Origin of the sequence: Paenibacillus sp. S150 (genome assembly GCF_019352175.1) — a bacterium.
GTDB lineage: Bacteria > Bacillota > Bacilli > Paenibacillales > Paenibacillaceae > Paenibacillus_AQ.
On record NZ_JACBYI010000011.1, the window covers coordinates 28,815 to 50,886 of the forward strand.

17 protein-coding genes are annotated in these 22,072 nt (G+C 52.9%); 1 reads left to right on the forward strand and 16 read right to left on the reverse strand.

Annotation, left to right across the window (positions count from 1 at the left end; genetic code table 11):
• Positions 1-18: 18 nt before the first annotated feature.
• Positions 19-441, reverse strand: coding sequence for an RNA polymerase sigma factor (locus HYD27_RS12605; RefSeq protein ID WP_219215584.1), 423 nt, complete (start codon positions 439-441; stop codon positions 19-21).
• Between the two features lie 530 nt (positions 442-971).
• Here HYD27_RS12605 and HYD27_RS12610 point away from each other — a divergent pair.
• Positions 972-1,211, forward strand: a complete 240-nt coding sequence (locus HYD27_RS12610) for an RNA polymerase sigma factor (RefSeq protein WP_228745104.1) — start codon at positions 972-974, stop codon at positions 1,209-1,211.
• A 501-nt stretch (positions 1,212-1,712) separates the two neighbouring features.
• Here HYD27_RS12610 and HYD27_RS12615 read toward each other — a convergent pair.
• The 15 genes from HYD27_RS12615 to HYD27_RS12685 all read right to left on the reverse strand — a co-directional run bounded on the left by HYD27_RS12615 (position 1,713) and on the right by HYD27_RS12685 (position 22,036).
• Complete coding sequence (locus HYD27_RS12615; protein WP_219215588.1) at positions 1,713-2,366, reverse strand: deoxynucleoside kinase; 654 nt, start codon at positions 2,364-2,366, stop codon at positions 1,713-1,715.
• Entirely contained in the window at positions 2,363-2,986 is a 624-nt protein-coding gene (locus HYD27_RS12620) for a deoxynucleoside kinase (protein ID WP_219215794.1), read from the reverse strand. The genes HYD27_RS12615 and HYD27_RS12620 overlap by 4 nt, the downstream gene beginning before the upstream one ends.
• 344 nt (positions 2,987-3,330) lie before the next feature.
• Positions 3,331-5,412 (reverse strand): alpha-glucuronidase family glycosyl hydrolase, encoded by a 2,082-nt coding sequence (locus HYD27_RS12625; protein WP_219215590.1) that lies wholly within the window; start codon positions 5,410-5,412, stop codon positions 3,331-3,333.
• A gap of 26 nt (positions 5,413-5,438) precedes the next feature.
• Positions 5,439-6,314, reverse strand: a complete 876-nt coding sequence (locus tag HYD27_RS12630; RefSeq protein ID WP_219215592.1) for a carbohydrate ABC transporter permease — start codon at positions 6,312-6,314, stop codon at positions 5,439-5,441.
• Between the two features lie 13 nt (positions 6,315-6,327).
• The gene (locus HYD27_RS12635; protein WP_219215594.1) at positions 6,328-7,194 is read right to left on the reverse strand and encodes a carbohydrate ABC transporter permease; all 867 of its coding nucleotides are present in this window, start codon (positions 7,192-7,194) and stop codon (positions 6,328-6,330) included.
• 74 nt (positions 7,195-7,268) lie between these two features.
• The gene (locus HYD27_RS12640; RefSeq protein WP_219215596.1) at positions 7,269-8,552 is read right to left on the reverse strand and encodes an ABC transporter substrate-binding protein; all 1,284 of its coding nucleotides are present in this window, start codon (positions 8,550-8,552) and stop codon (positions 7,269-7,271) included.
• A gap of 148 nt (positions 8,553-8,700) precedes the next feature.
• Positions 8,701-10,269 carry a response regulator transcription factor gene (locus tag HYD27_RS12645; RefSeq protein ID WP_219215597.1) on the reverse strand — a complete coding sequence of 523 codons (1,569 nt, stop codon included), beginning with the start codon at positions 10,267-10,269 and terminating at the stop codon, positions 8,701-8,703.
• On the reverse strand, positions 10,266-12,029 hold the full coding sequence (locus tag HYD27_RS12650; RefSeq protein WP_219215599.1) for a cache domain-containing sensor histidine kinase: 1,764 nt from the start codon (positions 12,027-12,029) through the stop codon (positions 10,266-10,268). The genes HYD27_RS12645 and HYD27_RS12650 overlap by 4 nt, the downstream gene beginning before the upstream one ends.
• A 495-nt stretch (positions 12,030-12,524) precedes the next feature.
• Positions 12,525-13,661, reverse strand: coding sequence for a carboxynorspermidine decarboxylase (gene nspC, locus HYD27_RS12655; protein WP_219215796.1), 1,137 nt, complete (start codon positions 13,659-13,661; stop codon positions 12,525-12,527).
• 26 nt (positions 13,662-13,687) lie between these two features.
• Positions 13,688-14,887, reverse strand: coding sequence for a saccharopine dehydrogenase family protein (locus tag HYD27_RS12660; RefSeq protein ID WP_219215601.1), 1,200 nt, complete (start codon positions 14,885-14,887; stop codon positions 13,688-13,690).
• 1,486 nt (positions 14,888-16,373) lie between these two features.
• Positions 16,374-17,126, reverse strand: a complete 753-nt coding sequence (locus HYD27_RS12665) for an alpha/beta hydrolase (protein WP_219215603.1) — start codon at positions 17,124-17,126, stop codon at positions 16,374-16,376.
• 56 nt (positions 17,127-17,182) lie between these two features.
• Positions 17,183-18,214, reverse strand: a complete 1,032-nt coding sequence (locus HYD27_RS12670) for a FecCD family ABC transporter permease (RefSeq protein WP_219215798.1) — start codon at positions 18,212-18,214, stop codon at positions 17,183-17,185.
• Positions 18,215-18,218: 4 nt separating this feature from the next.
• Positions 18,219-19,229 (reverse strand): FecCD family ABC transporter permease, encoded by a 1,011-nt coding sequence (locus HYD27_RS12675; protein WP_219215605.1) that lies wholly within the window; start codon positions 19,227-19,229, stop codon positions 18,219-18,221.
• 31 nt (positions 19,230-19,260) lie between these two features.
• Entirely contained in the window at positions 19,261-20,289 is a 1,029-nt protein-coding gene (locus HYD27_RS12680; RefSeq protein WP_219215608.1) for an ABC transporter substrate-binding protein, read from the reverse strand.
• Between the two features lie 97 nt (positions 20,290-20,386).
• The gene (locus tag HYD27_RS12685) at positions 20,387-22,036 is read right to left on the reverse strand and encodes an AraC family transcriptional regulator (RefSeq protein ID WP_219215610.1); all 1,650 of its coding nucleotides are present in this window, start codon (positions 22,034-22,036) and stop codon (positions 20,387-20,389) included.
• Positions 22,037-22,072: the final 36 nt, after the last annotated feature.

Consider the following 22,072-nt stretch of genomic DNA (forward strand, 5'->3'; position numbering starts at 1 on the left):
CGCCAACATAAAATTATACTATTCCGTTTTCAATAACTTTTCCAACCGGTTAAGCCCCCGTTCAATCGACTTACGAACGGTACTCTCATCGACCCGCTCCAACCGCGCTATCGCAACCTTGCTCATCCCCAATATATAATGCGCATAAATGCGTTGCACCCGCTTGTCCGGCAATTGACACAAGGCTTGGTACAATTCTTCACGGGAAGCCTTGTGAAGCAGCAGTTCTTCTGGAGAAGCCACATTGTGCAAGGCTTCCTGCTCAATGCCGTCCTCCCGGTTCAGGGAGAAATAGGCACGGTTTCGATATCGTTTTAAATCGTACGCGCTTTCAATTAACTCAAACTGTCTCAGCTCACGAGCCATCTCCTCCTCTACCTCCACCCGAATATCGGTTTGGTAGAAGGGATAGATTTCGCGCAGGCTGATTTTTATCTTCATTATGTTCGCCTCCGGTTTGGTTTTTTTGCAAAACCAAACCGGAGGCGGGGAACGGCAGCCCATGGTGCCTGTCCATCGCTTCCTTCGACGTTCACGCAGACAAAAAAAACCCCCCGCTTGAGAGGTTCCGGCTAACACATTTAGAGCCATTGGGCCAAGAATCGAAATTAGGGTAAAATCCCCTTATACAACACATGTTGCTCTGTAGTCGTAAAATCGCGTAATGCGTCAAAAAAGTGTTAATTTATGACGAATGGACCGGGGATTCGACAACAATTTTTCGGGAAAATCTACTCATAGAAAGCCATACCTTTCCGGGATGAACAATGCCTTTGGAACCAGCTTGAATGACGGAGGGGATTGTCAAAGCAACAACGACGGGGAGGCTTTTGGACCTGCTCCTTGTTGGTATAAATAGCTGTTTATAAAAGGGGGGATTTAACAAAAGCAGCATTCTTTCACGTTGCCAGCCGCTTCGTTCCATTCATCGTTGTCTGTGTACCTGAATTTAGAAGGAGGACGCGATTTTGATGAAGCTCAGGAGTCATGAAACGTTTTTCGAGGATGTATTTCGCAGGTATTTCACCCGTGTTTTGAACTACTGCGAGAGGCTAATGAGGGGAGAGGCCTTCGAGATGGCCGAGGAATGTGCGCAGAACACCTTTGTACAGGTGCAGAAGAACATCAGAACCCTGCAGGCTCACCCCAATCTTGTGGGCTGGTTGTATAAGACTGCGCGGAATCAAGTGAACATTGAAATTCAAGCTTAAGTTTGTCTGACACGGCGTAGCCAAGTGGAAAAAGTAAACTTAAATCTCCCCCCATCCCCCTTTCCGCAAGCATTAGTGGGAAAAAGGATACCTAATCCATCCGTCTTGGCCACTTTAAGGGAAATATGCTTAAATTAAGTTGCCTTTTTCCCACTGTTACCTCTATCGTAAGCTTTTCTGTCCATCTAAGTTTACTAATTCCACTTCATTTCCATATTCCACAGCGCTCCCGGTTAGCTCCCCCTTAATTCCGCGCTTCTTAGCCGCAATAAAAGAAATCTATAATGCCTTAACAACAAATAAGCAGCGCCCCAGGCGCCGCTCCAATGTCACTCTATCGCATTTCGCCTATACTTCAGTACCTTCCTCTGCTCAAGTCTCATTTCTCTACTCAAGTATCGGTCCTGTACTTTCATCTTTCTACCTAATTTCATCTCTCTGCCTAACTTCATCTCTCTGCCTAAATTCATCCCCCTGCCGGATCCTCGTCCCGCCGCTGCCTTACTTCCCCATCTGCACCCGGCCAATCGCCGCGCCGACCTTCCCGAGGATCTCCGCCATGGAGGCCGGGTCCAACACATCATAATCGTCAATGTTCAGGCGGAGCACCGGGCAGGCGCTGAACTCATTGATCCACTGGGCATAGCGGCCGTGCATGTGCTCCCAGTAGGAGACGTCCGTCTGGATCTCCATCTCGCGTCCGCGTTCGTTGATGCGGGTCAGGATTGACGGCAGGCTGCCCTCGATGTAGATCAGCACGTCGGGATGCGGAAAATACGGTGTCATCACCATGGCCTCGTACAGGCTGGTATAGGTGTCATAGTCGGTTTGGGACATCGTGCCCTGATCGGCGTGCATTTTGGCAAAAATACCGGTGTCCTCATAGATCGAACGGTCCTGCACAAACCCGCCGCCAAGCTCGAACATCTTCTTCTGCTCCTTGAAGCGTTCGGCCAGGAAATAGATCTGCAGATGGAAGCTCCATCTTTCGAAATCGTGGTAGAACTTTTCCAGGTACGGGTTGTGGTCCACCTGCTCCAGGGATGTCTGGAAGCCAAGGTGCCCGGCCAGGGCCGCGGTCAACGTCGATTTACCGACCCCTACCGTTCCTGCTACAGTGATAATGGCGTTATCCGGGATGTTGTATGGGTTCATTTCATAAGCTCCTTTAGCTGTGCGGCGATTGCGGTGAAGTCTTCCTTATTCTCCACAAAATCAGCCTGATTTCCATCGATGTTGACAATGACGGTAGACGGCTCGGTAAGTGCCAGCGAGGCCATGGCTGCATCATAATCCCCGATTAACTGCTGCAAATAGGCGGGGGCAATCTCCTTCTCGAACGGCCGTCCACGCTTCGCGATGCGCGCCAGCAGGGTGTCCAGATCCGCACGGATGTAGAGAATAATATCCGGCTTCGGGAGATCATCGGTCAGCACATGATAAATCTCCCGGTATTTCTCCCGCTTCGTTCCCTTCAGTGTACGCTCGCCAAAGATCAGATTCTTATAAATATGATAATCCAAAATGACCGGCTTACCTTTATCTATGTACTCATTCACGGTATCCTCAAGCTGCTTGTACCGGTTGCAGAGAAAAAACATCTCCAGCTGAAAGCTCCAGTCGTCCATATTCTGATAGAACTTATCCAGAAAAGGATTTTCCTCCACGATTTCCTTGATAACCGGAAGCCGCAGCTCCTGGGCGAGCATGATGGCTAACGTTGTTTTTCCGGCTCCGATTGGGCCTTCTACGGCTATAAATGGCGCTTGTCTCATCACTTCTGTTCGATCCTCCCTGAATCAACCCTGCTCCGCGGCCGGCACGGCACCGTCAAAAACGGGCTAGCCTATTGTAACACAGTACGCTTGCCCTTCCTACGTCAATTCGTGAAACTTTTTGTCGAATAACGCGAAGGTTCTTCACTGCTTATCCCTGTATATTGTGTACACAAAATACCCCCACAAATCGGGGCCTTGGCTTCGATGATGACTCAGGTACTTTGCGGGGACCCCAAACTTATCTTTAAAAAAGAAACAGCAACCGCGCCGGGCCGCCCGTCCGTCCGATTGCTGTCTAAAATTGAGTCTAACTGTATAAGCTTCTGCCGTGCACATCCACTTTATCCGTATAAAGTTCTGCCCTGTGCATCCGGGATGCCGGATTTTCGGTAGAAATAAGTGTTGACGGTATCCCGCCACTCCACAGCATTGTCCGTCTGAAGCCGGAGCCGGTCCAACACCCGCGCATGCCGGTCCTCGTCAATCAGGCCCTGGAGTCCGTTCCATTCGGCAATAAGCTCCTCTACTTGCTCGGCGCCCGCGAAATGCGTATCGTAAATATGCTGAATAACCGTTTGGCCGGATTGCAGCACATGCGTATACGGGACGTGGTGGAAGAAGAGCAGCAGCTCGTCCGGGCAGTTCTGCAACGACTCGTAAATTTCGAAGTGCGGCGAATGATATTGCCGTGTATAACCGGTGCCCGTTGCCGCCGTACGGTCCACTCCGAGACCGTTTCGGTCGGCAAAGTGATAAGTCCCCCATTTGGAATATTCGTAACCGTCCACGCTTGGTCCGTAATGCAGCGCGGGCGTAATCATCCAGCCCACGCCAAGCGGCGCCGTATAATTTTCGTAAATGCGGCCGGAGCGCATCAGCATGCCGGATACCGTCGCCATTACCCTCTCGCCGTTCCCGAACGTGAGAGCGGTCCACTCACGCGCGATTTCCTCGGCACTTAGCCGCGGATTCCAGGCCAGCCGTCCGAATCCGTACAGATTGGATTGGGCCAGCGGATGGCCGGTCCAGTTGCAGTCTTCGCCGATATTGGACACGGCGGCATAACCGCCGAGCGGCCTGCCGTAGGCTTCGCCGCTTACCATGTTCCCCACAGTTGAACCGGGTCCCTTGGCATGCGTGTCGAAGTCGATCGTGCGTTTCCATTGCGGAGCCAGATAGAACAGATCTTTGTCATGGCCAGTATATTCCTGGGTGATTTGCACCTCCAGCATCAGATTGGTGCCCGACATGCCGCCGAAGAGCGGCGATACCGGCTCACGCACCTGAAAGTCCATCGGCCCGTTTTTGATCTGCAGAATGACGTTGCCGTGAAATTGACCGTCCAGCGGCGTGTAATGCTCATAAGCCGCCTTGGCCCGATCCGTGGAACGGTCGCGCCAATCCTGCAGGCAGTCGTAAACGAAACAGCGCCAGATCAGCAGGCCGCCGTGCGGCTGCAACGCTTCGGCCAGCATATTGGCTCCGTCCACATGATTTCGGCCGTAGGTGAAGGGCCCGGGCTGAAATTCCGAATCCGCCTTCACCAGGAATCCGCCGAAATCGGGAATGGTCCGGTAAATGTCTGCCGTCCGGTCCGCCCACCATCTGCGGACGTTCTCCTCGAGCGGATCGGCCGTAGACAGTCCGCCCGCTCCAATGGGAGCGGCGAAATTAACGCTCAGAAAAATCCGGATGCCGTACGGGCGAAACAGCCCCGCCGTCTCCGCCACGCGGGACAGGTAAGCCTCCGTAACAAGCAGCGTTTCCGTCTGATGCACGTTGACATTGTTAATGGAGATGGCGTTGATGCCCGTTGAAGCCAATAAACGCGCATAATCGGTAATTCGCCCCCGGTTGCCCGCAAAGTCGCCATCCTTGTAAAAGATGGAGCCGCCCGCATATCCCCGCTCGATGCTTCCGTCCATATTATCCCACTGGTTAATCATGCGCAGCTTGTTAGCCGAATCCTCCACGATCTCCAGGCTGTCCAAAGGGGTCTCCATTTGCAGCAAGCGCAAAAAGTGGAATGCCGCATACAAGACGCCGCGTTCCGTGGAGCCTGCCAAAGCGATGCAATGGCCGCCTTCCCGGTCCGCAACCGCACGGATGACGTATCCGTCTTCCCTCAGCTTGGGATAATCGCCCAATATGCTGTCAATAAGCGGGGACTGCCCCGCTGCGCCCAGCTCCACATGCGGCCGACCCGTTCCGTTCTCCAGCGTCGCCCGTACCGGACGGATACCCAGCATCCCGCCGATTCCGCGCTCCAGCTCCTGCACGGCAGCGGTCAACACCTCCGAGCCTTCCGCCGAGGCTGCCAGTACGCCGGTCCAGTCGCGGACTCTTGCCGCATATGCTCCCTCTTCCAGCAGTTTATAACGAAGCCACGCTTCGTAGCCGCTCTCTTTTTCCAGTAATACCATGATCTTAATCCTCCTATAGTCAGGCTTTATCCCTTTACGGCACCATCCGTCATTCCCTTGATGATTTGTTCCTGCATGAGCACATAAACGAGCAGCACCGGTATGATCGACAACACGACGCCCGCTGAGATCAGGCCATAATCGCTGATGAATGACGTTTGAAAGCTGGCTAGTCCCAGCGGCAGCGTTTTAACCGCATTGGAGGAAACCAGAACGGTAGAGAACACGTATTCATTCCACACCGAGATAAAAACGAGAATGCCGGCTGTCGCCAATCCCGGCTTGCTCATCGGAAGGATAATCCGCGAGAAAATCCCCCCATAGCCGCAGCCGTCGATGATCGCCGATTCCTCGACTTCCTTCGGAATGCCCTGCATAAAGCCGACCAGCATAAACACCGCTTTCGGAAGGTTTAACGCCGCATTGACGATCACCAGCCCGGCCAGCGTATCGCGCAGTCCGATGTCATCCATCCGGAAGAAGATCGGCAGCAGCAGCGATTGCAGCGGAATCGCTACACCCAAGACGAACAGGGCATAAATGGCCGTATTTCCCTTGAAGCGAAACCGGGCCAGCACATAGGATAACGTGGAGCTTAGCGCTATGCACAGCAACACCGTAAAGATTGAGACGAACAGGCTGTTCCAGAAATATTGAGACATGTTGCCTTTATTCCAAGCGTCGACAAAATTGTCAAACCGGTAGTCGGTGGGCAGACCGAAAGGACTGGCAAAGATTTCTCTGTTCTCCTTGAAAGCAGTCATCGTTACCCACACGAACAGACCTATCGTGATTACGGCATAACCCCATAGAAACAGATTCTTAAGCAGGCCGGGCACCAAGTTTCGCCGCCGAATGGGGGCAGTCCCGGCCGCAGCGGCGGTCTGGCTGTTCAGTTGCATCGATAATCCCCCTTTACACCTTCGACTTAAACATTTTATTGATGGCAACGGACAACACCAGCACGACCACCATCATCGTTACGGCGATGGCGTTTCCGTAGCCGTAGTTCATTTTGTCGAACCCTTGCAGGTACATGTAGCTGCCTGATACCTCGGTCTGGTGAAGCGGACCGCCGCGGGTGAGCAAGAGCACGTAGTCAAACGATTTGAAGGCAAACGTAATGCCCATGACGATGCAGACGAGGATGACGCTCCACACCATTGGAATGATGACATGCACGATTTTCTGGAAAGCGTTCACTCCGTCCAGTTGAGCCGCTTCGATGATTTCGCCGGGAACGGACTGCAGCCCCGCATAAATGATGACCATCATCAGGCCGATGTTCTGCCATACAAACGGCAATGATACCGCATGGATGGCCGTGGACGGATTGGACAGCCAGGCCGTCGCCCATTGTTCAAGCCCCACGCTTCTGAGCAATGCGTTCAGAATGCCGAAGTTGGGATCGTAAATGAAAGAGAATACAAGTGTTACGGCTACGGTAGATGTAACGACTGGAATGAAATAAACGGTACGCAGAAATTTGAAGCCCTTCACCTCGGCGGACAAAAAATAAGCCAAGAAAAAACCGAGCGGAATTTGAATGACCAGCACCAGCAGCACCCAATAAAACGAATGGAGAAGCGACTTGTAGAAGATCGTATCACCCAGCAGGGTCACGTAGTTCTCCAGGGCAATAAAGACTTTGGCCGACATTCCGTTCCATTCGAAAAAGCTGTTGTACACCGTGCTGCCCACCGGCGCAATAAAAAAATAAAGATAAAACAACAGCGTCGGCAGCACAAATGATACGAGAATCCAATGTTGTTTTTTGACCATCGCTTTTCCTCCTTACACAATACGAGAGCGCGTTAAGCGCTCTCACATTCCTTTCAGTTCAAAACGGGCTTTCTTTAAAACTGGATACTCGGATTATCCGCAATCAACTTATTGAGCTCTTCTACGTATTGCTGCGGCGTAATCGCTTCCAATGAGAGCTGGTCCGTCAGCGTCCAATACTCGTCCGACACCTTCTGGGATAACATCTGCTCATCCATGGACGGAATCGTGCGCGCCTGCTCCAGCTGCTCCAGCACCTGCTGGAAGACAACGGACGTCTGCGACACATCATATTCACCGGGAATCGGCGTAATGCCAATGCCCTGCTCTTGCAGCGGCTTGCCGAATTCAGGACCGGCCAGCGTTTTCATCAGCTTCCAGGCCGCATCTCTGCGCAACGGATCATCGTACGCATCCTGACTCATGTAGATGTAGAAACCCGTTCCGGACAATACAGTGCTTTCGGCCTCTGCGTCGGCCAGCGGAAACGGAACGACCTCCAGCTTGTCCAGCAGGTCCGGATTAATCGAGCCGATGGTCCAGCCCAGCTGGTAGAACATCGGCGAACGCTCCGCGTTGAACAGCTCCAGTGATTGGGCTGTAGCCAGCGTTTCCTTGCCCTCAGGGAAAGCGCCCATCTTCTGCAATGCTACCGCTTTCTCGGCCGCCTGCAGCAGCTCGTCGCCAAACGGTTCGTTGGCGGTTGTGCGCTGAATCAGCTCTTCCGTCGTTGTCTTCTGCGCAAGCCAGGTGAGCATCATGTACCGGGCGCTGTGGTTATTGGCGGCAAAAGGAATCAACCCCGCCTGCTTGAACGTTTCTATGGCGGCAACCAGCTCATCGTAGGTTGTCGGAACCTCCACGTTGTGCTGCTCGAACAGCTCCCTGTTAATCATCATATAGTAGCTGTAATTGGTCAGCGGCAGGCCGTAAGTCCCGCCTTGATAGACGACGCCGTTGTACGATTCTTCCGGATAAAGGTCCTTAACCTCGCTATCCTGCTCGATCAGCTCGCTCAGATCGGCGATCTTGCCTTCCTTCAGGTAATTTTCCGTCCGTCGTACGCCCCAGTGTACGAACAAGTCAGGCGTATTGTTGGCCGCCACTTCCGCCAGCAGCTTTTCGCGAATGGAATTGCCGGCGGCCGTCTCCACTCTCACGTTGATATCCTCATGCTCCTGGTCGAATTTTTCAATCAACGGCTCGAAAACAAGCGCTTCCGGCTGGGAGCCGGTCAAGCTGTTCATCAGCCGGATCGTGACCGGGCTGCCTTCGGCTGCGTCGCCGTTTCCCTGAGCCTCATTATTGGCCGCGGAGCTGCAACCGGTTACCACTAGCGCCAAGCTTATCGCAATCAAGCCCCAAAGCTTACCCCTTTCTCTTTTGCCCACATTCATCATCCTTTGCTTCAGATTTACAGTATGGCTTTGTTTCTTACCTTTATTGTAGGTTTCTTTCGTGACGTCCGCCTTTAATTCGTCTGCCTCTATCTTGAATTTATCCCGATCATCGTTTGCGGAACTGCGCCGGCGAGACATCCAGCGCTTTGCGGAATACGGTGGAGAAATAGTTCGGATCGTTGAAGCCGACCCTGTTGGCAATTTCGGTAACTTTCAACGTCGTATTGCTCAGCAACATCTCCGCTTTCTTGATCCGCACCTGTGTTACATAGTGAGTGAAGCTGATGCCCGTTCTTTTCTTGAACAAGTCGCTCACATATTTGGGAGACAGATAGACGTAAGCCGCCGCTTCCGCCAAACTGCACGTTTCCATGTAATGCCGTTCCACGAACTCCTGCACCTTGTCTACGACGGTTTCGCTGCGCTCCACCTTCCAGAGCTCGAATTGTTCCAGGAAACGATCCGCATAACGACGAATCCACTCCCGCACGTCCTCTTTGCTGCTGATACGCTGTTGGTTGGCGATTTCCCTGGCCATCGCAAAGTCCAGATCAAATTGAAATTCCTGCCGTGAAACCGCATCCAATACGTAAGCAAGCATAAAGGCCTCAAGCTTCATATCGCCAAGCGGCAGCTTGTCCAGTCGCTGCAGCAGCTCATCCAGCGCCAATTTAAACTGCCCGTATTCGCCGACCCGCAGCGGGGTCAGCAATAATTCCTTCAGCTCGGGTACGGTGTGATTGTCAGCAATTTTGACATAAAACGGGGCAGCCGCTCCCTCCGTTTCTTCCGGCTCTCTTTCTCCGGGCATGCCGATCCGGCTTTCGGGCTCTTCCTGCCGAATCCGGGATTGGCCAGCTTGATCATACAGCTCGGCCAGCTGCTGCGGATGCTCCAGCGTCCCAAGCGGCGCAGCCGACATTTGAATGCCCAGCAGGGCGTGTACAGTCCGCTTGATAACGTCGAAAACCTGCTCATGCCTCTCCCGCCCTTCTCCCAAGACGATAAAGCTGTCGTAGTCAATCGGAACGATCAAATTCTGTGCTTGCCCGCCGGCAGACGATAACATTTCTTCCATGACATTGACGATGGAAAAGTGAAGCAATCCGCGGTCGGCGGGAGTATACGGCTTGGCGGGAGGGAAATAATCGTCCACCTGCACGGCCCAGACGGCCGCTCCGGCATAGCTTTCGCGAATACTGCCCAGCACACTGGCGTCGTAAGGCAACCGCAGGCATATGGAACGGAAGCACATCTGCTCCATCATCTGTCGTTGCTTCAACCGCTTTTGCCGCGCGGCGATCATTGACCTGCGCACCCGCACCAGCAGATCGAGCACTTCCTGCTCCGGGCTTGGCTTTAGCAAGAAGTCCGCGACCTTGAATTTCACCGCCGCCTGAGCGTAAGCAAAATCCTTGTAAGCGGTCAGGATCACGACCTGAACGTCCGGATGGTTCAAATGGATATGCTCCGCCAGCCGTATGCCGTCCATTATCGGCATGCGGATATCGGTAATGACCAGATCCGGCCGCCGTTCTTCGATCAGGCTGACAGCTTCCTCTCCATTGGCCGCTTCGCCGGCAATCGTCCAGCCGACCCGATTATCCACAATCATTTTGCAAAGCATCCGGCGGATCAACATTTCATCGTCTACGATAAGCACCTTAAGGTTCATGTTCTCCCCCCCGATTTGGGTTCCGCAGCTGGCAATGACAGCCGTATTAATGTGCCCTTACCCGGCGAGCTATCCACCTCGAACCGGTAATGCTCGTGACCGTATAGCAACGCAAGCCGGCGGATTACATTATGAATGCCGATATTGCGCGACTCAATGCTGAATTTATCATGCCGGGGACGCACAAGCTTCTCCCTTTTTTCCGCTTCCATCCCGCAGCCGTTATCCTCTATCTCGATTATTAAGCGGCCGCTTTCGCCCTCGCCGCTTATATATCCCCTGATCGCAATGCGCATATCGCTCGACTTGTCGCGGAAACCGTGGGCGAAGGCGTTCTCCACCAAAGGCTGGAGCAGCAGCCGCATAACGGGCTGCGCTCTCACTTCCTCCTCCATCTGAATATCGGTCTGCAGCTCGTCGCCGAACCGCACCTGCTGAACGTTCAGGTAGTGGCGTATTTGCGTCAGCTCCTCCCCCATCGTGGTATGTTCCGCGGCAGGCTCCAACGCATAACGCAGCATACCCGACAAAGAAACGACCAGGTCCGCATTTTCGTGATCCTCCTGCAAATAAAACTGACTGCGCAGCATATCCAGCGTATTGTACAGAAAGTGGGGGTTCAACTGCGCCTGCAGCGCCGTAAGCTCCGCTTCCCGCTGCAGCAGCTGCTTCTGATATACGTCGTTGATCAAATCGTTGATTCTGTGCACCATCGAGTTGAAGCCCTGGCCGATAAAACCGAATTCGTCGTCGGACTGTACCTGAACGCGGGTCTGAAAGTTCCCTTCTCCTACCCGGCGCATCCCCTTAAGCAGCGATTTGAGCGGAAGCAGCAGGCGGTTGTAGATCAAGATAATCGGCAGGACGGAAATGATTATATTCAGCATCCCGCTGAAAAGAATGATGCTAAAGATCACCCGGCTTTTGTCCTCCAGTTCGCCCAGCGTGCTGCTGCCGACCAGCGTAAATCCCGTTGCTTCCGACAGGCTGACCGCCCTGAGCTGACCTGTCAAGGTTTCCGCGCCGCTGCCGGCCGTTCCTTCCGTTAAGGCAGCAGCCGGCGGCAACCCCGCATCAATGGCGGCGCCGGGTGCCGGATACAGGAGCCTTCCGTCCGCATTGAGCAGATACACGCTGTCGTTCTCGTTCGCGGTCATTTCCTCCAGCAGCGGCTTCATGAATTTTTCGTCCATGACAATGACCATCTGTCCGAGATTTTGCAACTGCTCATTCTTGAATTTGCGTGCAGCGATAATGACATTGTAATAGTCGTCAAACCTTTCGCTGAACCACACCAGTTCTCCGTCCGTCTGCTCCAGGCGGGCGTTGATTTTCTCCTGTATACCGGCATTAAAGTCGGCAAAGCTCATCGAATGGGTAGGCTTAAAGATCCCGCCCGCATTGTCATGCATCTCGATAGAAAGCGCATACGGCATGTTCAGCAGCATCTCGTTTAAAATTTGGTTGAGCGCCATCTTTTTGTCGTATGGAACGTTGCCCCTCTCACTGGAGATGGCCATATATTCAGCGATATTGGGATGAAACATGATGGAGTTGCTGAACCGGTAAATATCGGTTATTTTCTGGTCGATTCGCGCCAGCACTTGATCCATCTTCAGATGAAACTGCTGGTTCACTTCCTTCTGGGCGATGGAAATATGTACGCGGTAGGAAATATAACCGGTCATTATCGACGATATCAGCAAAAATATAGACAAACTGCCGAGCATTTTCGTCTTCAGCTTAAGTTTCTTGTTCATTTGCGCTCACACCCTGATCGTAGGTCTGGCCGTTCCTTAAGACCGGCCTGCTCTTAATGTAATGCATGAGGGAGAGCGAAGAAAGGGAAGAGGAGGGGTGGTACTAGTATTTTCGCCGGATGAACGGCGAAGCAGCAGTCGAGAACGAGCTTTAGCTGTACAGCCTGTTGGGGATATGTCCTATTTTAAGCGTTTTCACGAAGATTTCCCTTTAATTAATCCCGATTTCTCTTCAAAATAACCCCACAAAGCGGGGCCTTGGCTTCGATGATCACTCAGGTGCCTTGCGGGGACCCCAAAACAACCTATAAATTCTTATCTTCAAGCGGAAACGGCTTCGCCGTCCTGATAAGGACGGTATCCGTTTCAGCAGGAAAGATAAGGCTAATGTATAGCGTGAAACATATACATTCTTATCTTTTTCAAAAATAACCGGCATCCTTCCCCATCGGGAAAGGATGCCGGTTATATACGGAGATGGCGTCGTCCGCGGTACTATGAAAGGCGGCCGCTGAAATCCTCGTAGCCGAACTCGCGGATCACCTTGATGCCTTCTTCGTCGTTGTAGCTAACGATAGCCGGAAGGTTCACACCGTTGAACATATGGTTCTTCACCATGGAGTAATGCGCCATGTCGAGGAAAATCAGCTTGTCGCCGTATTTCAGCGGCTCCTTGAAGGAATAATCCCCGATGACATCGCCCGCCAGGCAGGTCATGCCGCCGAGTCTGTAGGTGTACGGGTATTCCCCTGGCTCACCGGCTCCAATAATTTCCGGACGGTACGGCATCGCCAGCACATCCGGCATATGGCATTCTGCCGAAGTATCCAGGATGGCAATATCCATGCCATTGCGCATGGTATCCAGCACGGTGGCTACCAGATATCCGGTGTTCAGGGCAACCGCCTCTCCTGGCTCCAGATAGATCTGCACATCATAGGTTTCTTTCATATGAAGAATGCAGCGGATCAGGGTGTCCAGATCATAGTCGGGACGGGTAATGTGATGCCCGCCGCCGAAGTTGAGCCACTTCATGCCATGCAGATATTCTCCGAATTTCTCTTCGACAACCTTTAGTGTACGCTCCAGTGTATCCGAATTCTGCTCACACATCGTATGGAAATGCAGCCCGTCAATGCCATCCAGTTCTTCCGGACGGAAATTCGGCAGGGTCACACCCATCCGGGAGTAGTTGTAGCAAGGATCGTACAGCGGCACTTCAATCTCGGAATACTCCGGGTTGACGCGGATGCCGCAGCTGATATTCTTGGGCGCATTCTGCACCCGTTCCTTGAACCGGCTCCACTGGCCGAATGAATTGAACACAATATGGTCTGTATAGCCGAGCAGCTCGTCAAGCTCGCGGTCCATATAGGCCGGAGCATAGACATGCACCTCTTTGCCCATTTCTTCATAACCGAGCCTTGCTTCGAACAGGGAGCTGGAGGTCACGCCATGCAGGTACTTCCCGACCAGCGGGTACAGCGCGTGCATCGAGAACCCTTTTTGCGCCAGAAGAATCTTGGCCCCAGTCTGCTTCTGCACATAATCCAAGGTTTCCAGGTTCTTCGTCAGCAGCCGCTCGTCTACAAGATAAGCGGGAGACGGCAGCGTGCTGATATCGATATCTATATCCTTATCCTTCATTGCGTTACGCCCTAATCAAGCAGCGTCGGCGAGAAATCTTCTTGCCAAGGCAGCCCGTGTTTGTTCAGCAGCTCCATGAATGGGTCCGGGTCAAATTCTTCCACGTTGTATACGCCCGGTTTCTTCCAGATGCCTTTTATGATAAGCATGGCTCCGATCATCGCAGGTACGCCGGTAGTGTAGGAAATGGCCTGGGAGCCAACCTCTCTGTAGCATTCCTCGTGATCGCAGACATTGTAGACATAATAGGTTTTTGGCTGGCCGTCTTTCACACCCTGGATAATGCAGCCGATGTTCGTTTTGCCTTTGGTTCTTGGGCCCAGTGAAGCCGGGTCAGGCAGAATGGCCTTCAGGAACTGCAAAGGAATAATCTCCTTGCCCTCATACACAATCGGCTCAATGGAGGTCATGCCGACATTCTCCAGCACCTTCAGGTGAGTCAGATAGTTCTGCGAGAAGGTCATCCAGAAGCGGATTTTCCTCACGCCCTTGATGTTGGCCGCCAGGGATTCCAGCTCTTCATGGTACAGCAGGTAAATATCCTTCGGACCGATCTCCGGGAGATCGTAGACTTTTTTCTCGGACAGCGGCGGCGTTTCGATCCATTCGCCATTCTGGAAGTAACGTCCGTTGGCTGTGATTTCGCGAATATTGATCTCAGGATTGAAGTTGGTCGCGAACGGGTAACCATGATCGCCCGCATTGGCATCAACAATATCAATCGTGTGGATTTCGTCAAAATAATGCTTTTGCGCATAAGCCGTGAACACGCCGGTTACCCCGGGGTCAAAGCCGCTGCCGAGCAGCGCGGTGATTCCGGCCTTCTCGAACCTTTCCTTGTACGCCCATTGCCAGGAATATTCGAATTTCGCCGTATCCTGCGGCTCGTAGTTGGCCGTATCGACATAGTGCACTCCCGTTGCCAGGCAAGCATCCATAATGGTCAGGTCCTGATATGGGAGAGCGACATTAATCACGACATCCGGCCGGAAGCTCTTGATCAGCTGGGTTACCTCGTCTGTGTTATCTGCATCAAGCTGCGCCGTAGAAATCTTCGTCTGGCCTCCGGCCAATTTATCTTTCAGAGCATCACATTTCGCGAGGGTTCTGCTCGCTATGCAGATCTCTTCAAATACATCCGGGTTCTGGCAGCATTTATGAACAACAACGCTCGCTACACCGCCAGCGCCAATAATTAACGCTTTTCCCAAAATTGATTACCTCCTAAAAGTTTTGTCAGCATTGCTTCAATATGACCTACCACGTACAAAACTGACTTCGAAAGCACAAGCTTAAGTTTTGTCAGCGTTGCTTCATAAGAATAGCTTCGTACAAAACTTGCTTCGGAAGCATGGGCTATTCCATTTGAAAAATCAACAAGGCTGATTATACAGAAAGCACAGCAATAAATCAATAAAAAACGACAAAAATTGATATCGAGACTGTAAAATCTTCTGTTTTTCCTGTTAATACTCCGGAACGCATGGAAATACACTGAAATACTCTGTTTTCCTGCGTTTTTTTCTTAAAATCCCAACATATGGATATTCAGCGGAGCGATCGGTCCCCCGTAAACCAGGACAACCAGATTATTGTATCACAGCAGCGTTCTACTTCATAACACTATTTGAAAAAGCAACAAGCAGAAACGGATTTACACTCCCCGAAAAAGCTAATTTACAATTCCCATAAAACGGCCTTATGCTCCTGAAAAAGGAAGGGGGTTCAGCGGAAATTCAAACGGTTCACCTCCCTGCCATGCCCTTGCGTAGCTCCCCAAGTCCTGCGCCTGACTCTTTATGGCCGCAATATATCCTTACCCGCTTTTAAACGGCACTATACAAACTGAACTTAAGAATTTAATTTGCCCCTGTGCTTATATAACCTCCTATATAACTGCCGCTTCTTGGCTTATTATGCGTAACGCCGTTGATCCAATCCCTGACTTCACAGATAAACAGCCCTCCACAAGTAGAAACGGCTTCGCCGTCCTTATAAAGACGGTATCGTTTCAGCGAGAAAGATAAGCCTAATTTATAGCGTGAAACATATAAATTCTTATCTTTCAAAATAACCCCACAAAGTGGGGCCTTGGCTTCGATGAATCATTGGATATTCGTATCCATGGAGGGCGATGTAGTGCTCCGGGTACATTTCTCCGCCACAGTCCCCGCAGCCTTTCGCAACCAGAGATGCCAGGCGGATTTGAAACAACGATTTCTCCCGGGTTCGTGCCATAACAGGATTAGGGGGATTTTGTACACTTATTTCCCGGGACGGGCAGCCGCAGGAGGGAATAGTGGGATTTTGTACACCTAATTTGAGGGATTTCAGCGCCTGATGGCTCATTTGCTCGAATTAGTGTTACTTTTTCCACTTCATGCTACCCAAGGGGCTGAAAAGCTTTGATTAGTGTTACTTTTTCCACTTAGGGCAGCGATAGCGAAAAAATTTGCTATAGAAGTTTTGAGTCCATCTTGGGATTCTGGCAAAAATTTAAATCAGGGGGCAGCTTGCATCCCCAAAACCTATAAATTTTTATATTTTGAGAAGAAACGGCTTGCCGTCCTCTGAAAGAGGCGGCACCCGTTTCTCCAAAAATAGAAACGGCCCCATATCGGGGCCGTTTCCGTGTCTTTCTATGATTTGCGTATTCATTGCCCGGTTCTTGGCTCATAATCCATACCTGCAGAGCTTCTAGCCTGCATCATGTCCCGCTCCGAACAGCCATTTCAACGCCGCCGGCAGCTGACGGCTGAAAAACACACTGTCATGGGTTCCTTGCCGGTCTGTATCGAATCTCAGCACCTGCTCGCTTAAGCCTTGCTCCTTCAGGAGTCTGTGCGCCTTCCGGGTAGACGGCACCATTTGCTTCTGCACATTGGTTTTGTACAGCCCCTCCAATTCCCCGACATACATGTAGAGCTGTGGCCCGCAGGGGGTAGCCACACGGGTCCGCATATACTCCAGCATCCCCTCATACCAGAACGAGGCGGAGAGCAGCCCGATCCGGCCAAAAATATCCGGGTACAGGTAATAAGCATACATAGAGATTAGGCCTCCGAGAGAATATCCGATCAGCCCGGTATCCGCGCGCCCGGGCAAGGTGGCATAATGCCTGTCGATATAAGGCTTGATAACCTCCACGAGCTCCTTCAGATAACCGCTCCCCCCTCCGCCGAAATCGGGCGAGCCCGGCGTGGCCGCTGCACGCGGCCACGGGGTATATTCATGATTGCGGTCAGGAGTGGCAATGCCGACAAAAATCAGCTCCGGCAGCTCTCCGGTGATGGACAGATGCTCCAGATAATTCGTTGTCTGCCTCATCACGCTTCCTTCATCCTGCAGATACACGACCGGGTATTTCCGGCCTTCCGTGCCATAAGAGCGCGGCAAATAGATCATCAGTCTGCGGCCCCGGACCTCTTCCCGCCTAAATGTCCCTTCCATTAATGGAGTGTCCTTTCCCGTAGCGTATTCGTGAATGCGCGGTACTGCATCGCGCCTTATCTTTTTCTTGTTTTGAACAGCAGGAACAGAAAATACGGCACCCCGATAATTGAAACTACAATGCCCACGGACAGCTCTGCGGGGGCAAATACAGTTTTGCCGATAAAATCACAAACGACGACCATCAGCATTCCAATCATGCCGCACAGCGGAACAATATACTTATAGCTGTTGCCGATCAGACGTCTGGCGATATGCGGAGCGATCAAGCCCACAAAGCCAATGCTGCCGGACACCGATACACAAGCGCTGACCAGACCCACACAGCAGAACAGCAGAATTTGCCGCTCCCTTCCCGCCGCCACGCCCACTCCCTTCACGCTTACTTCATGCAGCTGGAGCAGATCCAGAACCGCTGCGCGCCGCCAGATGACCGGAGTAAGAATCACGAGCCAGGGCAGGGTCGACAGAATCTGCTTCCAGTTCGCGTTGTAGACACTTCCGGCCAGCCAGACAGCGGCCATCTCGAAGTTCTGCGGGTCCATCTTGAGCGAGACATACAGGGTAATGGCACCGAAGCCGGAAGCCAGCGCGATACCTACCAGAATTAACTGCTGCGGCTCGAATTCACCGGCCCGCCTTGCAAAGATGAAGAGCAGAACCACGGCGGCCAGCCCGCCAAGGAATCCGAATATCGGCATCGACAGAACCGACAGCCAGCCCGGAGCCTTGAGAGTTCCTGCGCTGAAGAACATGAACACTACGACGAAGGCGCCCGCAGCGGCATGGATGCCGAGTATTCCCGGATCAGCCAGCGAATTGCGGGTAATGCCCTGCAGCACCGCCCCCGCAATGCCCAGGCCAAATCCGACGAGCGCCCCCAGGACAATCCGGGGCAGCCGGAATTCAAAGATAACAAGATCATAATCCGCGTTCGGATGAATCCGCAGCAGCGTACGGACAACATCAAGAGGTGAAATATCAAATGTGCCGTTGGTCAAGCTGGCATACATGGCGCTCAGCGTCAGGACGCCAGTCAGCAAAAACAGGCTCCAGAAGGTGCTGATCTTCGCCCCCGGCGATAGCATGCGCTTATTCACGTGCACCGCCTCCTCTTGTCTTGATTAAATACAGGAAGAAGGGCACTCCGAACAGAGCAGTTACAACACCGATCGGCGTTTCGAACGGAAAGTTCATGAACCGGCTGATCAGATCGCACAGAGCCAGGAACACTGCGCCGAATACTGCGGCAAAAGGGATGATCCTGCGGTAATCCTGCCCGACCAGATAACGGGTAATGTGCGGGATAATCAGCCCGATAAAAGCAATTTTACCGGCTATCGCCACCGAAATGCCCGTTAAAATCACTACACTGAGCATGGTCAGCCCTTTTACGGCAGTAACCTTCAATCCCAGTCCGGACGCCGTCTCATCTCCAAGAGAGAGCATGGTTACCGGACGGGACATGAGCAGCGCAAGCACCAGTCCCGCAACGGCAAACGGAAGCGCCAGCTTGATCAAAGCCGGGTCCATCATATGCAGGCGGGCATTGTACCAGAAGCTGATATTTTGCGATACCTGAAAGTAGGTGGCAAGGGCCTGCGAGACCCCGCCGAGAAACGTCCCGATGATAGTGCCCAGTACAGCCAGTGTCAGGGGAGATGCCCCTCCGGGAAGAAGCTTGGCCGTACCGAAGACCAGAACCGCCCCCAGCGCCGAACCGGCCAGAGAAAAGAGGATCAGGGACAGGGAAGAAGCTCCGGGCAGAAATACCATGCATAAAGTAACGGCAAACACCGATCCGTCGCTGATGCCCATTATCGAAGGTGAAGCAAGATAATTCCGGGTCATTCCCTGCATCAATGCGCCGGACACCGCCAGAAAAGCGCCGATCAGCAGTCCGCCCGCTGCACGGGGAATTCGCGAGGTGCGTATAATCAGATGATCAATATCCTCCGAATCCGGGTGGAACAAAGCATTCCAGACCGTGTCATAGCTGATGGATTTAGTACCATAGAGCACTGACAGCACGCTGATAAATATGATGAGTACAGCTCCCGCCACCAGCAGGGAGGAGGTCTTGACTCCGGCAGTCCATTTCATGTCATCCCACTCTTTTTATGCAAACTTGAATTTATTGGTTCAATTTCTCTACGAAGGCCTTCAGGAATTGCACCCGGCTCCACGCCGGTCCGCCCTCAGCCAAGGGATCAATCACATTTACGAAGGTTTTATCATTTTTCATCGCATTGATTTTTTGAATAATCGGGTTATTCTGCAGGTCCTCAAGCGCCGTTGCCGCTTCGGCATTCTCATCTGTGGCAAACTGCAGGAACATAACATCCGGATTCATTGCCGCAAGCTGCTCCACCGAGATCGCCTCCTGCGCCTTGGCCGCTTCAACCTCCGCCGGAACAGCCAGACCCAAGTCGTTATACAAAATCGGATTTACGAATACCGTTGCCGGGAATATGAACACCTGTCCCGCCCGGATACGCAGCGCCACTACCTTCTGATCCTTCAGCTTCTCGCCCAGCTGAGCCTTGGCGCTGTCCAGATCCGCCTGATATTTGGCAATCTCCGCCTGGGCCTGCTCCTGCTTGCCTGTCAGCTCTGCCAGAAGATTCAGGTTGTCCTCCCAGTTGCTGGCAATATGCGAGACTTGAATGAGCGGGGCGATTTTCTTCAGTTGCTCTACCACCTCAGGCTTGAATTTTGTGGTGCCGAGAATTACATCCGGCTTCAGCTTGAGAATGGTTTCGAAGTTCGGCTCGGTCTTCTCCCCGATGGATTCGGCCTTGTCCGTAATCGCGGCGAACCGTTCCGGGAAGGCTCCGCCGAACGTAATGGCACCCACCGGATGTACATCCAGCACCAGTGCATCCTCCATAGCTTCCATGGCCCCTGTGATTACAATCCGTTCCGCAGTTGCGGGCACCGTATATTCTTCACCCAAATATTCGATCGTGCGTGTCGCGCTTTCCGCAGCAGAGGGGGCCGGCTCCACCGTTGCCTCAGCAGTTGCCGCCGGTGCCGCATTGGCCGCAGCCCCGCTGTTCGCCGCATTGTCCGCAGTCTGATTATTGCCGCTGTTTCCTCCGCACGCCGTAAGCATCAATACAAACAAGGCTAGAAGTCCTGCCATCCAAAATGACCTTTTCATCTTTCTGTAAATCCCCTTTCGTCGTATCAAATGATAATGATTCTCATTTTCGATTATAACGAAGGGAGCATAATTTCACCATGGACAAATGACCGAACTACGATGGACGATTAACCGGGAACAGCTGAAGCGTCTGCCGCAGCATCCGCAGCTGGGCGTAGGCGGAATCTTCACGCCAGGGATCTGAATTCAGCAAATGCACATGATGCCGCTGCACGGCAGGAAGCTTCAGCCACTGCGGGTCATTCTGCAATCTGCCCCACTCGCCCAGCGTGTCACTGTCCCGGCGGATCAGCATCAGCAGATGGTCTGCCGGGACAGCTGCAAGCTCTGCCGGAGTCACGGGCACATTATACAGCTCCGTTCCGCTCTCATAGGCTGGCCGCAGCTCCAGCTCGCGGTAGAGCATGTTCGCCATCCCGCGGTTGCAGTGCAGATACAGCCTGCTTCCCAGCATGCGGATGACCACCACCGGCTCACCGCCCAGCTGTCTATGCAGCTGTTCCTTGGCACTGCTTACCTCCCAGTCATACGCAGCCAGCCACTGCTCCGCCTGCCAGCTCTCGCCTAGATACCGGGCCAGCTGCAGCAGCTGCCCGCGCCAATCCTCGCTTTCGGCTGGCTGGTAATAGACAGGAGCAATAAGCTCCAGCTCACGCCTTTCCTCCGTGTGAAGCTCCCCGGCGGCAAGAATCAGATCGGCGGGGGTCTGCCGCAGCAGCTCCAGATTGGCTTGCCAATCGCGGTTGCTGCGGTACGCGCTGATATGCACGGGAATATCGGCCCGGTAGTTCCGGTAGTAATACTCCGTCCACTTCGGATGCAGCGCCGCCGCATAGGGCGTAATATTCAGCGGCAGCAGCTGCCCCAGCAGCGCAGGCGTGTAGGCGGCAAGCTTGCGGCGGCGGCTCTTCATATACACGGCCGGCGGCACACCGATCATTTTCTTGAATTTGCGGCTGAAATAGAATTCGTCCGCATAGCCCACCTGATGAGCGACATCGCGCAGCCGGACTCCGCTCTCCGCCATCATGCGCTTGGCCTGCTGCAGCCGCAGCTCGGCGGCGTACTCCAGCGCGCTTTTGCCATACTTTTTCTTATAAAGGTCTATGAAGTATTTCGGGCTGAACTCTGCGGCCTGGGCGAGCTGCTCTACCGTCAACGGATCGGTGTAATGCGCTTCTATGTATTGTTTGGCGTGCTCCAGGGCTGAATTAGCGTCCTTGGGACGTTGTCCGCTGTGTTGTTGAAGCTGATACAGCAGCTCCTGGAAATCGATTTGTGCGCGGAAGCTTAGGGGCTGGAGACTGGCGTGGTCCATGCGGAATACTTCATTATTAATAGAAAGAACAGGCTTCATGTCGGGCAATGCATGAATCTCCTGCTCCGGGAACAGCGGCGAATCTTTGACCGCAATGACGCTGGTTTCTGCCGCCTCCCCGTGATCATACACATCGAAATAATAGATATACAGCTCCACGCCGTGAACCGGCTGGCCGGTTCCAAAAGTCTGGTCGGGCCGGCAAAGCACTGCTGAGGCTGCCGTCATTTCAAACTGCTTCTGATCGACCATCAGCTGAACAGCTCCACTGGTCACAACAATGAGCGCATAGGAGAAGACAAGCTGCTGGGGCAGCTGCACTTCCCCGTTGTCTTTTACCGCCTGAACCGACAAGAGACGGAAGGAGAGCCTGTCCCAGCCCGAAAGAAGCCCGGTGCCCTTGGCCGGAGTTGCGTTTTTTTTCATAGCTGACCATCCCCCATGTTGAGCTTTATATACTAA

Excerpts from the sequence above, each read along its gene's own strand:
- HYD27_RS12615 (WP_219215588.1), bottom strand. The coding sequence starts at position 2,366 with ATGAACCCATACAACATCCCGGATAACGCCATTATCACTGTAGCAGGA.
- HYD27_RS12665 (WP_219215603.1), bottom strand. The coding sequence starts at position 17,126 with ATGGAAGGGACATTTAGGCGGGAAGAGGTCCGGGGCCGCAGACTGATG.
- HYD27_RS12620 (WP_219215794.1), bottom strand. The coding sequence starts at position 2,986 with ATGAGACAAGCGCCATTTATAGCCGTAGAAGGCCCAATCGGAGCCGGA.
- HYD27_RS12610 (WP_228745104.1), top strand. The coding sequence starts at position 972 with ATGAAGCTCAGGAGTCATGAAACGTTTTTCGAGGATGTATTTCGCAGG.
- HYD27_RS12605 (WP_219215584.1), bottom strand. The coding sequence starts at position 441 with ATGAAGATAAAAATCAGCCTGCGCGAAATCTATCCCTTCTACCAAACC.
- HYD27_RS12645 (WP_219215597.1), bottom strand. The coding sequence starts at position 10,269 with ATGAACCTTAAGGTGCTTATCGTAGACGATGAAATGTTGATCCGCCGG.
- HYD27_RS12680 (WP_219215608.1), bottom strand. The coding sequence starts at position 20,289 with ATGAAAAGGTCATTTTGGATGGCAGGACTTCTAGCCTTGTTTGTATTG.
- HYD27_RS12685 (WP_219215610.1), bottom strand. The coding sequence starts at position 22,036 with ATGAAAAAAAACGCAACTCCGGCCAAGGGCACCGGGCTTCTTTCGGGC.
- HYD27_RS12635 (WP_219215594.1), bottom strand. The coding sequence starts at position 7,194 with ATGGTCAAAAAACAACATTGGATTCTCGTATCATTTGTGCTGCCGACG.
- HYD27_RS12675 (WP_219215605.1), bottom strand. The coding sequence starts at position 19,229 with ATGAAATGGACTGCCGGAGTCAAGACCTCCTCCCTGCTGGTGGCGGGA.
- HYD27_RS12630 (WP_219215592.1), bottom strand. The coding sequence starts at position 6,314 with ATGCAACTGAACAGCCAGACCGCCGCTGCGGCCGGGACTGCCCCCATT.
- HYD27_RS12650 (WP_219215599.1), bottom strand. The coding sequence starts at position 12,029 with ATGAACAAGAAACTTAAGCTGAAGACGAAAATGCTCGGCAGTTTGTCT.
- HYD27_RS12670 (WP_219215798.1), bottom strand. The coding sequence starts at position 18,214 with ATGCTATCGCCGGGGGCGAAGATCAGCACCTTCTGGAGCCTGTTTTTG.
- HYD27_RS12625 (WP_219215590.1), bottom strand. The coding sequence starts at position 5,412 with ATGGTATTACTGGAAAAAGAGAGCGGCTACGAAGCGTGGCTTCGTTAT.